This is a genomic window from Streptomyces capillispiralis (assembly GCF_007829875.1).
Taxonomy (GTDB): Bacteria; Actinomycetota; Actinomycetes; order Streptomycetales; family Streptomycetaceae; genus Streptomyces; species Streptomyces capillispiralis.
Genome location: NZ_VIWV01000001.1, coordinates 236,633 through 249,628, shown reverse-complemented (window position 1 = coordinate 249,628; position 12,996 = coordinate 236,633). Strand labels below are relative to the sequence as shown.

The 12,996-nt window shown below is 72.0% G+C and carries 1 protein-coding gene (running past one end of the window); it reads left to right on the top strand.

Annotation, left to right across the window (positions count from 1 at the left end; all coding sequences use genetic code 11):
- Window positions 1-18: 18 nt before the first annotated feature.
- Window positions 19-12,996 carry the start of a type I polyketide synthase gene (locus FHX78_RS00825; protein ID WP_145865526.1) on the top strand. It continues 19,065 nt past the right edge of the window, so 12,978 of the gene's 32,043 nt are visible here — the first part of the coding sequence; the start codon lies at window positions 19-21; the stop codon falls past the right edge of the window.

Below are 12,996 nucleotides of genomic sequence, written 5' to 3'. Positions count from 1 at the left end.
CCAGAGGATTCCACCCCCATGGCAAGCTCCGAAGACAAGCTCCGCGACTACCTCAAGAAGGTCACCGCAGACCTGCGTCGCACCCGTCAGCGGCTGGAGTCCGTCGAGGCCGGCCAGAGCGAGCCGATCGCCGTCATCGGCATGGCCTGCCGCTTCCCCGGCGGCGTCCGCTCCCCGGAGGACCTGTGGCGGCTCGTCGCCGACGGCACCGACGCCGTCGGCCCGCTGCCCGAGGACCGCGGCTGGGACCTCGACTCCCTCTACGACCCCGACCCGGGCACCCCCGGCAAGAGCTACGTCCGCGAGGGCGGCTTCCTCGACGGCGCCGCCGACTTCGACGCCGACCTCTTCGGCATCGCCCCCCGCGAAGCCCTCGCCATGGACCCGCAGCAGCGGCTCCTGCTGGAGACCGCCTGGGAGGCCGTCGAACGCGCCCGCATCAGCCCCGCCTCCCTCCGCAACACCGACACCGGCGTCTTCGTCGGCGGCGCCGACACCAACTACGGCTCCCTCGCCCGCACCACCGAGGAGACCGAGGGCCACAACCTCACCGGCGGCGCCATGAGCGTCCTGTCCGGCCGCATCTCCTACACCCTCGGCCTGGAGGGCCCGGCCGTCACCGTCGACACCGCCTGCTCCTCCTCCCTCGTCGCCCTCCACCTCGCCACCCGCGCCCTGCGCGCCGGCGAGTGCTCCCTCGCCCTGGCCGGCGGCGTCGCCATGATGCCGACCACCGAACTGTTCACCGAGTTCTCCCGCCAGCGCGGCCTCGCCCCCGACGGCCGCTGCAAGCCCTTCGCCGAGGCCGCCGACGGCACCGCCTGGGGCGAGGGCGTCGGCGTCCTCCTCGTCGAACGGCTCTCCGACGCCCGCCGCAACGGCCACCAGGTCCTCGCCGTCATCCGCGGCACCGCCGTCAACCAGGACGGTGCCAGCAGCCGCCTCACCGCCCCCAACGGGCCCTCCCAGCGCCGGGTCATCGAGGCCGCCCTCGCCGACGCCCGCCTCACCCCCGACCAGGTCGACGCCGTCGAGGCCCACGGCACCGGCACCACCCTCGGCGATCCCATCGAGGCCCAGGCCCTCCTCGCCACCTACGGCCAGGGCCGGCCCGCCGACCGGCCGCTGCGCCTCGGCGCCGTCAAGTCGAACATCGGCCACGCCCAGGCGGCGGCCGGTGTCGCGGGCGTCATCAAGATGGTCATGGCGATGCGCCACGGAGTCCTCCCCGGCATCCTGCACGTCGACGCGCCCACCTCCCACGTCGACTGGACCGCCGGCGCCGTCGAACTCCTCACCGAGGCCACCGACTGGCCCACCGCCGAGCACCCCCGCCGCGCCGGCGTCTCCGCCTTCGGCATCAGCGGCACCAACGCCCACGTCCTGCTGGAACAGGCCCCCCTCCCCGAGGAAGTGGAAGCATCCGAGGGCACGGGCACGGAGGCCCCGGCCGTCGACCCCGCCGTGACCCCGTGGCTGCTGTCCGCCCGCTCCGAGACCGCGCTGCGCGCCCAGGCCGAACGCCTCCTCGCACACGTCGACACCCCGGCCGCCGGCCCCCGGCACGCCGACATCGCCCTCTCCCTGGCGACCAGCCGCGCCCCGCTCCCGCACCGCGCGGTGATCCTCGCCACCGACCCCGACACCACCGCCCAGGCCCTCACCGCCCTCGCCGGCGCCGCACCCCACCCCGCCGTCCTCGAAGGCACCGCCCAGGGCGGCTCCACCGCCTTCCTGTTCTCGGGTCAGGGTGCGCAGCGGCTGGGTATGGGGCGTGAACTGCACGCTCGTTCCCCGGTGTTCGCGGAGGCGTTCGACGCGGTGTGCGCGGGCTTGGACGAGCACCTGGACCGGCCGTTGCGCGATGTGGTCTGGGGTGAGGACGCGGACGCGCTGAACCGGACCGTGTACGCCCAGGCCGGTTTGTTCGCGGTTGAGGTGGCGTTGTTCCGGCTGGTGGAGTCGTGGGGTGTGCGGCCGGAGTTCGTGGCCGGGCATTCGATCGGTGAGGTCGCTGCCGCGCATGTGGCGGGCGTGTTCTCTCTCGCGGACGCGTGTGCGTTGGTGGCCGCTCGTGGCCGGCTGATGCAGGCGTTGCCGGCTGGTGGTGCGATGGTGGCGGTGGAGGCGTCGGAGGCGGAGGTGCTGCCGCGCCTCACGGGTGAGGTGTCGGTCGCGGCCGTCAATGGGCCGTCGTCGGTGGTGGTTTCGGGCGCTGAGGCGGCGGTGGAGGCCGTAGCCGGGGTGTTCCGTGAGCAGGGGCGTCGTACGTCCCGGCTGCGGGTGTCGCACGCCTTCCACTCGCCGCTGATGGAGCCGATGCTGGAGGAGTTCCGCACGGTAGCGGAGGGGCTGTCCTACGGTGAGCCGCGCCTGCCCGTCGTCTCGAACGTGTCGGGTGCTGTGGCGGAGCCCGGCGAGCTGACGTCGCCCGCCTACTGGGTGACCCATGTCCGCGAGGCCGTGCGCTTCGACGACGGTGTCCGCGCGCTGGCCGCTCAGGGTGTCACGCGCTTCGTCGAGCTGGGTCCGGACGGTGTGCTGAGCGGCATGGCGCGTGAGAGCGCCGGCGACGATGCCCTCCTCGTACCTCTTCTGCGCAAGGACCGCGATGAGGAGACCACGGCCCTCACCGCCCTCGCACGGCTCGCGGTACACGGCCAGACGGTCGACTGGACCGCCTACCTCGCCGGAACCGGAGCCCGGCTCACCGACCTCCCCACCTATCCCTTCCAGCACCAGCGTTACTGGCCCACGCCCGACGCATCCTCCGGGGACGTCGAGTCCGCCGGTCTGCGCTCCGCCGGCCACCCCCTGCTCAGCGCGGCCGTCGAGTTCTCCGACTCCGACGGTCTCCTCCTCACCACCCGCCTCTCCCTGCGCACCCACCCGTGGCTGGGCGAACACGTCGTCATGGGCAACGTCCTGCTGCCCGGCACCGCCTTCGTCGAACTCGCGGTGCGGGCCGGGGACGAGGTCGGCTGCGACCGCGTCGAGGAACTCACCCTGGCGGCCCCCCTCGTCCTTCCGGAACAGGGCGGCGTCCAACTGCACCTCCAGGTCGGCCCGGCCGACGCCGCGGGCCGCAGGGTCCTCACCGCCCGCTCCCGGCCGGAGGGCGAGGACGACCGGCCCTGGACCGAGCACGCCACCGGCGTCCTCGCCCCGGGCACGGCTCCCGCTTTCGACACCGCCGCCTTTGACACCGCCGTCTGGCCGCCCGCCGATGCCGAGCCCGTCGACCTGACGGGCCTCTACGAGCGCATGGCCGAGGGCGGATACGAGTACGGCCCCCTCTTCCAGGGCCTGCGCGCCGCCTGGCGCCGGGGCGACGACGTGTTCGCCGAGGTCGCCCTCCCCGACTCCGCCGAGCGCGACGCGGCCGGCTTCGGCCTGCACCCGGCGCTGCTCGACGCGTCCGTGCAGATCTCCGCCCTCGGCGGACTCGCGCGGGGAGTCGTCCCGTTCTCCTGGGAAGGCGTCACCCTGCACGCCACCGGCGCCCGGGCCGTCCGCGTCCGCCTGACCCGGACCGGCGACGAGTCCGCGTCCGTCGCCGTCGCCGACCCCACCGGAGCACCGGTCGCCACCATCGAGAACCTGGTGCTGCGCGCCGTCGCCTCCGGCACCGCCGTCGACACCACGACCCGGGACGCCCTCTTTCACCTCACGTGGACCCCCGCCGCCGCACCGGCGAGCGGCACCGAGACCGCCACCACGGCCGTCCTCGACACCACCACCGGCGACCTCCTGGCCGCACTGCCCGGACCCCGCCACACCGACATCGGCGCGCTCCTCACGGCCGGTGAGGTACCGGCGACGGTGTTCGCCGTCGTACCGCAGCCCGCCGCGCGCGAGAACGCCGCGGTGGTGGACGCCGTGCACGACGTCACCACGTGGGCGCTGGAGCTGGTGCGGTCGTGGCTGGCCGACGAGCGGTGCACGCAGTCGCGTCTGGTGTTCGTGACGCGGGGCGCGGTCACGGGTGACGACCTGACCGGGACCGGTGTGTGGGGCCTGGCGAGGTCGGCCGCGTCGGAGCACCCCGGGCGGTTCGGTCTGCTGGACGTCGAGCCTGGTGCGGTGCTGTCGGCCGAACTCCTGGGTGCCGTGCTGGCGGCGGGTGAGACCGAGGCCGAGGTCGCGGTGCGTGGTGGTGAGGTGTTGGTGCCTCGCCTGGCACGCGTGTCCCCCGAGCGGGGTGCTTCGGCTGCGTCCGCCTGGGACGTGGCCGGGGGCACGGTTCTGGTGACGGGTGGTACGGGTGGTCTGGGTCGTGTGGTGGCCCGGCATCTGGTGGTTGAGCACGGTGTGCGTGATCTGTTGCTGGTGAGTCGTCGTGGTGCGGCTGCCGAGGGTGTGGACACTCTGGTCGCCGAGTTGTCCGGGCTGGGTGCGCGGGTGTCGGTGGAGGCCTGTGATGTGGCTGATGGGGCTGCGGTGGCGGGTCTGGTGGCCCGGTATCGGGTGCGGGCGGTGGTGCATACGGCGGGTGTGCTGGACGACGGTGTGGTGGAGTCGCTGACAGGAGAGAGGCTGGCGGGTGTGCTGCGTCCGAAGGTGGACGCGGCCTGGCATCTGCACGAGGCCACCAAGGACCTCGACCTCACCGCCTTCGTGCTCTACTCCTCCATGTCGGGCATCCTCGGCGGCCCCGGCCAGGCCAACTACGCTGCGGGCAACACGTTCCTCGACGCCCTGGCCCGGCACCGCCGCTCGCTCGGCCTGCCCGCCGCGTCCCTCGCGTGGGGCCCGTGGACCCAGGACGCCGGCATGATCGGCACCCTCTCCGACACCGACGTACACCGCATCGCCCGCGCCGGCATGCCGGAACTCACCGCCGAGCAGGGCGCGGCCCTCTTCGACGCGGCACTCGACACCGGTGAACCCCTCGTCCTGCCCGTGCGCCTCGACCTCCCCGCCCTGCGGGAACAGGGCGACATCCACCCCATGCTGCGTGGTCTGATCCGGGTGCGGGCGCGGCGGTCGGTTGCCGGTGGTTCGGTGGCGACGGCGAGTCTGGTGCAGCGGTTGGAGGGTCTGGGCCGGGACGAGCGGCGTGAGGTGCTGCTGGATCTGGTACGGGGTCAGATCGCCGTGGTGCTGGGTCATTCGGGTGCGCAGACGGTGGATCCGGGGCGTGCCTTCCAGGATCTGGGTTTCGACTCGCTGACGGCGGTGGAGTTGCGGAACCGGCTGGGGAAGGCGACCGGGTTGCGCCTGCCGGCGACGGTGGTGTTCGACTATCCGACGGCGAACGCCCTGGTGGGTTACCTGCTGGACGAGTTGTTCGGTGTGGCGGAGCCGGCCGCGGTGGTGCCGGTCGGGTCCCTGCCGTCGGTGGCGGACGACCCGGTCGTGATCGTGGGGATGGCGTGCCGTTATCCGGGCGGGGTGTCCTCCCCCGAGGATCTGTGGCGACTGGTGTCCGACGGCGTCGACGCCGTGTCCGAGTTCCCCGTCAACCGCGGATGGGACGCCGACGTCCTCTACAACCCCGACCGGGAGGCCTCGGGCACCAGCTACACCAAGGCCGGTGGCTTCCTGCACGACGCGGGTGCCTTCGACGCGGACTTCTTCGGGATGAGCCCGCGGGAGGCGGTGGCGACGGACGCGCAGCAGCGTCTGTTGCTGGAGACGACGTGGGAGGCGATCGAGCGGGCCGGGATGGACCCGGTGTCGCTGCGGGGCAGCCAGACCGGCGTCTTCGCCGGCGTCATGTACAACGACTACGGCAACATGCTCACCGACGAGCAGTACGAAGGCTTCCGCAGCAACGGCAGCGCCCCCAGCATCGCCTCCGGCCGTGTGTCGTACACGTTCGGGTTCGAGGGTCCGGCGGTGACGGTGGACACGGCGTGTTCGTCGTCGCTGGTGGCGTTGCACTGGGCGGCGCAGGCGCTGCGGTCGGGTGAGTGCTCGCTGGCGGTGGCCGGTGGTGTGACGGTGATGTCGACGCCGATGACGTTCGTGGAGTTCTCGCGCCAGGGCGGGTTGTCGGCGGACGGGCGGTGTCGTTCGTTCGCGGATGCGGCCGACGGGGTCGGCTGGTCCGAGGGCGTGGGCATGCTGGTGCTGGAGCGGTTGTCGGACGCGCGGCGCAATGGTCATCGGGTGCTGGCCGTGGTGCGGGGCAGTGCGGTGAACCAGGATGGTGCGTCGAATGGTCTGACGGCGCCGAACGGTCCGTCGCAGCAGCGGGTGATCCGTCAGGCGCTGGCCAGTGGTGGGCTGTCGGTCGGTGACGTGGATGTCGTGGAGGCGCATGGCACGGGGACGACGTTGGGTGACCCGATCGAGGCGCAGGCGCTGATCGCCACCTACGGTCAGGACCGTCCCGAGGACCGGCCGTTGTGGCTGGGGTCGGTGAAGTCGAACCTGGGTCACACGCAGGCGGCTGCGGGTGTCGCGGGTGTGATCAAGATGGTGATGGCGATGCGGCACGGTGTGCTGCCGCGGACGCTGCATGTGGATGCGCCGTCGTCGCACGTCGATTGGTCGGCGGGTGCGGTGGAGTTGCTGACTGAGCCGGTGGAGTGGGCGCAGGGTTCGGGGCCGCGCCGTGCGGGTGTGTCCTCGTTCGGTATCAGCGGCACCAACGCGCACGTCGTCCTCGAACAGCCCGAGTACGAGAGGGCGGATGAGGAGGACGCCGGAAGCGGCGGACTCGCCTCCCTCGCGCCCGGAGTGGTTCCGTGGGTCCTCTCCGGCAAGACCGAGGCCGCCCTGCACGCCCAGGCCGCGCGCCTCCTGGCCCGCGTCGAGGCCGCCCCCGAACTGCGCGCCGTGGACCTCGGCCGCTCCCTGGCCACGCAGCGCTCCGTCTTCGACCACCGTGCCGTCGTCCTCGCCGACGACCGTGAGTCCGCCGTGCGCGGCCTGGCCGCGGTGTGCGTGGGGGAGAGCGACCCCGCCGCGATCGTCGGCGCGACCGAACAGGGCCGCACGGCGTTCCTGTTCTCGGGGCAGGGTGCGCAGCGGCTGGGTATGGGGCGTGAGCTGCATGCTCGTTTCCCGGTGTTCGCGGAGGCGTTCGACGCGGTGTGCGCGGGCCTGGATGAGCACCTTGACCGGCCGTTGCGTGAGGTCGTGTGGGGTGAGGACGCGGACGCGCTGAATCAGACCGTTTACGCCCAGGCCGGTTTGTTCGCGGTTGAGGTGGCGTTGTTCCGGCTGGTGGAGTCGTGGGGTGTGCGGCCGGAGTTCGTGGCCGGGCATTCGATCGGTGAGGTCGCTGCCGCGCATGTGGCGGGTGTGTTCTCTCTCGCGGACGCGTGTGCGTTGGTGGCCGCTCGTGGCCGGCTGATGCAGGCGTTGCCGGTTGGTGGTGCGATGGTGGCGGTGGAGGCGTCGGAGGCGGAGGTGCTGCCGCACCTGACCGACGAGGTGTCGGTCGCGGCCGTCAACGGCCCGTCGTCGGTGGTGGTTTCGGGCGCTGAGGCGGCGGTGGAGGCCGTTGCCGGGGTGTTCCGCGAGCTGGGGCGTCGTACGTCCCGGCTGCGGGTGTCGCACGCCTTCCACTCCCCGCTGATGGAACCGATGCTGGACGACTTCCGCACGGTCGTGCAAGGACTGTCGTTCCGTGCGCCCCGTATCCCCGTGGTCTCGAACGTCACGGGCACGCCGGCCGACGACGAACAGCTTGCTTCCGCCGCGTACTGGGTGACCCATGTCCGCGAGGCCGTGCGCTTCGACGACGGTGTCCGTGCGCTGGCCGCTCAGGGCGTCACCCGCTTCGTCGAGCTGGGCCCGGACGGTGTGCTGAGCGGCATGGCGCGTGAGAGCGCCGGCGACGACGCCCTCCTCGTCCCTTTGCTGCGCAAGGACCGCGAGGAAATCACGACCGCCCTGCGGGCGTTGGCCGAGCTGTACGTCCGCGGCGGCCACGCCGACTGGGCCGCCGTGCTCGACGGCACCGGCGGCCGCCCCGTGGACCTGCCCACGTACGCCTTCCAGCACGAGTACTTCTGGCCCGCCGGATCCGTCACCGGCACCGGTGACATCCGCCTCGCGGGCCTCGGCACCCCGGGACACCCGCTGCTGGGGGCGGCCGTCGAATTGGCGGGCGCCGACGGGGTGGTATTCACCGGCAGGCTGTCGGTGCAGTCCCACCCGTGGCTGGCCGACCACGCGGTGCGGGGCTCGGTGGTGGTGCCGGGCACGGCCCTGCTGGAGCTGGCGATCCGCGCGGCCGACGAGGTCGGCTGCGACACGGTCGAGGAACTGACCCTCTCCGCACCGCTGGTGCTGCCCGACCACGGCGGCACCCGCATCCAGATCACCGTCGGTGAGCCGGACGAGACGGGGCGTCGCAGCGTCGCCGTTCACTCCCGACACGACGCGGACGACGACCGCGGCTCCTGGAACCTGCACGCCTCGGGCACGCTGGCCGACGGGACGACCGTCGTGCGCTCCGGCTTCGACGCGTCCGTGTGGCCCCCGGAGGGCGCCCGACCGGTCGACGTCACCGACTGCTACGACGTACTCGCCGAAGCCGGCCTCCGCTACGGACCGGTCTTCCGGGGCCTGCGTTCCGCCTGGCGCCGGGGCGACGAGGTGTTCGCCGAGGTGGCGCTCGACGACAACGTCGACGGCGGCACCTACGGGCTCCACCCCGCGCTCTTCGACGCCGCCCTGCACGCCTCCTTCGCCTTCACCGGCGAAGACGGTGACGACACCCCGCTCGGCGGTGTGCCCTTCTCCTGGGAGGGGGTGCGCCTGCACGCGTCCGGCGCCTCCGCGCTGCGCGTCCGGCTGACCAGGACCGGTGACGACTCCCTGGCCGTCGAGCTGGTCGACCCGGCCGGTACGCCCGTGGCCTCGGTCGAGTCCCTCGTCGTGCGGTCCGCCTCGGCCGCCGACGGCGGGTCCGTGAACAACGCGAAGCCCCTCTACCACGTGGACTGGGTGCCCGCCCGTGCCGCGACCGGCACCCGGTCCCCGGAACCGGTCGCACTGCTCGGTGACGAGATCCTCGCTGTGATCGGCGCCGACGCGGACGGACTGGTCATCGCCGGCGACCTCGAGGCACTGGCGGCGAACGAGGTACCCGGCACGGTGCTGGTCGCCGTGACGAACTCCCTGCCGGACGTGGTCGAGTCGGCGCACCGGGCGGCCGCTCGGGCCCTGGACCTCGTGCGGGACTGGCTGGCGGACGAGAGGTTCGCCGCGTCCCGTCTGATCTTCGTCGTCGGCGCGTCCGACGGCACGGGCGAACTGACGGACGCCCCGGTCAGGGGACTGGTGCGTTCCGCCAGGCTGGAAAATCCCGGGCGGTTCGGTCTGCTGGATGTCGAGCCTGGTGCGGTGCTGTCGGCCGAGCTGCTGGGTGCCGTGCTGGCGGCGGGTGAGGCCGAGGCCGAGGTCGCGGTGCGTGGTGGTGAGGTGTTGGTGCCTCGCCTGGCGCGCGTGTCCTCCGAGCGGGGCGCTTCGGCTGCGTCCGCCTGGGATGTGGCTGAGGGCACGGTTTTGGTGACGGGTGGTACGGGTGGTCTGGGTCGTGTGGTGGCCCGGCATCTGGTGGTTGAGCACGGTGTGCGTGATCTGTTGCTGGTGAGTCGTCGTGGTGCGGCTGCCGAGGGTGCTGAGGCTCTGGTCGGCGAGTTGTCCGGGCTGGGTGCGCGGGTGTCGGTGGAGGCCTGTGATGTGGCTGATGGGGCTGCGGTGGCGGGTCTGGTGGGCCGGTATCGGGTGCGGGCGGTGGTGCATACGGCGGGTGTGCTGGACGACGGTGTGGTGGAGTCGCTGACGGGGGAGAGGCTCGCACGGGTGCTGCGTCCGAAGGTGGACGCGGCCTGGCATCTGCACGAGGCGACCAAGGATCTCGATCTCACGGCGTTCGTGGTGTTCTCGTCGGTGGCGGGGACGTTCGGCAGTGCCGGTCAGTCGGCTTATGCGGCCGGTAATGCGTTCCTGGACGGTCTGGTGCGTCGGCGTCGTGCGCTGGGGTTGCCGGCGGTGTCGCTGGTGTGGGGTCCGTGGTCGCAGGACGCGGGCATGACCCGGACGCTGTCGGAGACCGACCGACGTCGCATCACCCGTGCCGGTATGCCGCCGCTGACTCCCGCACTCGGTACCGAGCTGATGGATGCCGCGCTGGCCGGCGGTGAACCCGTCGTCCTGCCCGTGCGCCTCGACCTGGCAGCACTCCGCGCAGAGGAAGAGGTACCCACCCTCCTACGTGGTCTGATCCGGGTGCGGGCGCGGCGGTCGGTTGCCGGTGGTTCGGTGGCGACGGCGGGTCTGGTGCAGCGGTTGGAGGGTCTGGGCCGGGACGAGCGGCGTGAGGTGCTGCTGGATCTGGTGCGGGGTCAGATCGCGGTGGTGCTGGGTCATTCGGGTGCGCAGACGGTGGATCCGGGGCGTGCGTTCCAGGATCTGGGTTTCGACTCGCTGACGGCGGTGGAGTTGCGGAACCGGCTGGGGAAGGCGACCGGGTTGCGCCTGCCGGCGACGGTGGTGTTCGACTTTCCGACGGCGAACGCCCTGGTGGGTTACCTGTTGGACGAGTTGTTCGGTGTGGTGGAGCCGGCCGCGGTGGTGCCGGTCGGGTCGCTGCCGTCGGTGGCGGACGACCCGGTCGTGATCGTGGGGATGGCGTGCCGTTATCCGGGCGGTGTGTCCTCCCCCGAGGATCTGTGGCGACTGGTGTCCGACGGCGTCGACGCCGTGTCGGACTTCCCGGCCGACCGCGGATGGGATGTCGAGTCCCTCTACAACCCGGACAAGAGTGTGTCCGGGACGTCGTACACCCGCTCGGGCGGCTTCCTGCACGACGCCGGGGACTTCGACCCCGAGTTCTTCGGGATGAGTCCCCGTGAGGCGGTGGCGACGGACGCGCAGCAGCGTCTGCTGCTGGAGACGACCTGGGAGGCGATCGAGCGGGCCGGGATGGACCCGGTGTCGCTGCGGGGCAGCCAGACCGGCGTCTTCGCCGGCGTCATGTATCACGACTACGCCACCCTTCTGACCGGCCCTGAGTTCGAGGGCTACCAGGGCAGCGGCAGCGCGGGCAGCATCGCGTCGGGGCGTGTGTCGTACACGTTCGGGTTCGAGGGTCCGGCGGTGACGGTGGACACGGCGTGTTCGTCGTCGTTGGTGGCGTTGCACTGGGCGGCGCAGGCGCTGCGGTCGGGTGAGTGCTCGTTGGCGGTGGCCGGTGGTGTGACGGTGATGTCGACGCCGATGACGTTCGTGGAGTTCTCGCGCCAGGGTGGGTTGTCGGCGGACGGGCGGTGTCGTTCGTTCGCGGATGCGGCCGACGGGGTCGGCTGGTCCGAGGGCGTGGGCATGCTGGTGCTGGAGCGGTTGTCGGATGCGCGGCGCAATGGTCATCGGGTGCTGGCGGTGGTGCGGGGCAGTGCGGTGAACCAGGATGGTGCGTCGAACGGGTTGACGGCGCCGAATGGTCCGTCGCAGCAGCGGGTGATCCGTCAGGCGCTGGCCAGTGGTGGACTGTCCACCGGTGACGTGGATGTGGTGGAGGCGCATGGCACGGGTACGACGCTGGGTGACCCGATCGAAGCGCAGGCACTGATCGCTACGTATGGTCAGGACCGCCCGGAGGACCGGCCGTTGCGGCTGGGCACTATCAAGTCGAACATCGGACACGCCCAGGCGGCTGCGGGTGTGGCTGGCGTGATCAAGATGGTGATGGCGATGCGGCACGGTGTGTTGCCGCGGACGCTGCATGTGGATGCGCCGTCGTCGCACGTCGATTGGTCGGCGGGTGCGGTGGAGTTGCTGACCGAGCCGGTGGAGTGGGCGCAGGGTTCGGGGCCGCGCCGTGCGGGGGTGTCGTCCTTCGGTATCAGCGGCACCAACGCGCACGTCGTCCTCGAACAGCCGGACGCCGACATCGAGGGGGCGCCGGAGGCGGCGCGGGATCCCGAGACCGCCTCCGGTGTGGTTCCGTGGGTCCTCTCCGGTAAGAGTGAGGCCGCGCTGCGTGCGCAGGCGGAGCGGTTGCGGGAGTTCGTGGCGGCGGACGGCTCGGAGGTCCGTGGCTTGGACCTCGGGTTCGCGCTGGCCACGCAGCGCTCCCTCTTCGACCACCGGGCCGTGGTGCTGGCGCAGGACAAGGCCACTGCACTGGAGGCGTTCGCCGCCGGTCTCCCGGACGCGGGTGTCGTGGAGGGCCTGGCCGATGGGGGTCGCACGGCGTTCCTGTTCTCGGGGCAGGGGTCGCAGCGCCTCGGCATGGGCCGTGAACTGTACGCGCGTTTCCCGGTGTTCGCGGAGGCGTTCGACGCGGTGTGCGCGGGTTTGGACGAGCACCTGGACCGGCCGCTGCGCGACGTGGTCTGGGGTGACGACGAGGACGCGCTGAACCGGACCGCCTATGCGCAGGCCGGGCTGTTCGCTCTGGAAGTGGCGCTGTACCGCCTGCTCGACGCCTGGGGCGTGCGCCCCGACTACGTCGCCGGACACTCGATCGGCGAGGTCGCCGCCGCGCACGTGGCGGGTGTGTTCTCTCTCGCGGACGCGTGTGCGTTGGTGGCCGCTCGTGGCCGGCTGATGCAGGCGTTGCCGGCTGGTGGTGCGATGGTCGCGGTGGAGGCGTCGGAGGCCGAAGTCCTGCCACACCTCACGGATGAGGTGTCGGTCGCGGCCGTCAACGGCCCTTCCTCCCTGGTGATATCCGGTGCCGAGGCCGCGGTGGAGGCCGTCGCCGGGGTGTTCCGCGAACAGGGGCGTCGTACGTCCCGGCTGCGGGTGTCGCACGCGTTCCACTCGCCGCTGATGGAGCCGATGCTGGACGACTTCCGCACGGTCATCGAGGATTTGACGTTCAGCGAGCCCCGGTTGCCCTTGGTCTCCAACGTGTCGGGAGGTCTCGCCGCAGCCGGAGAACTCAGCACCCCCGCGTACTGGGTGACCCATGTCCGTGACGCCGTACGCTTCGACGACGGAGTCCGTGTCCTGGCGGAGCAGGGTGTCACACGCTTCCTGGAGCTGGGTCCGGACGGTGTGCTCAGCGGCATGGCGCGTGAGAGC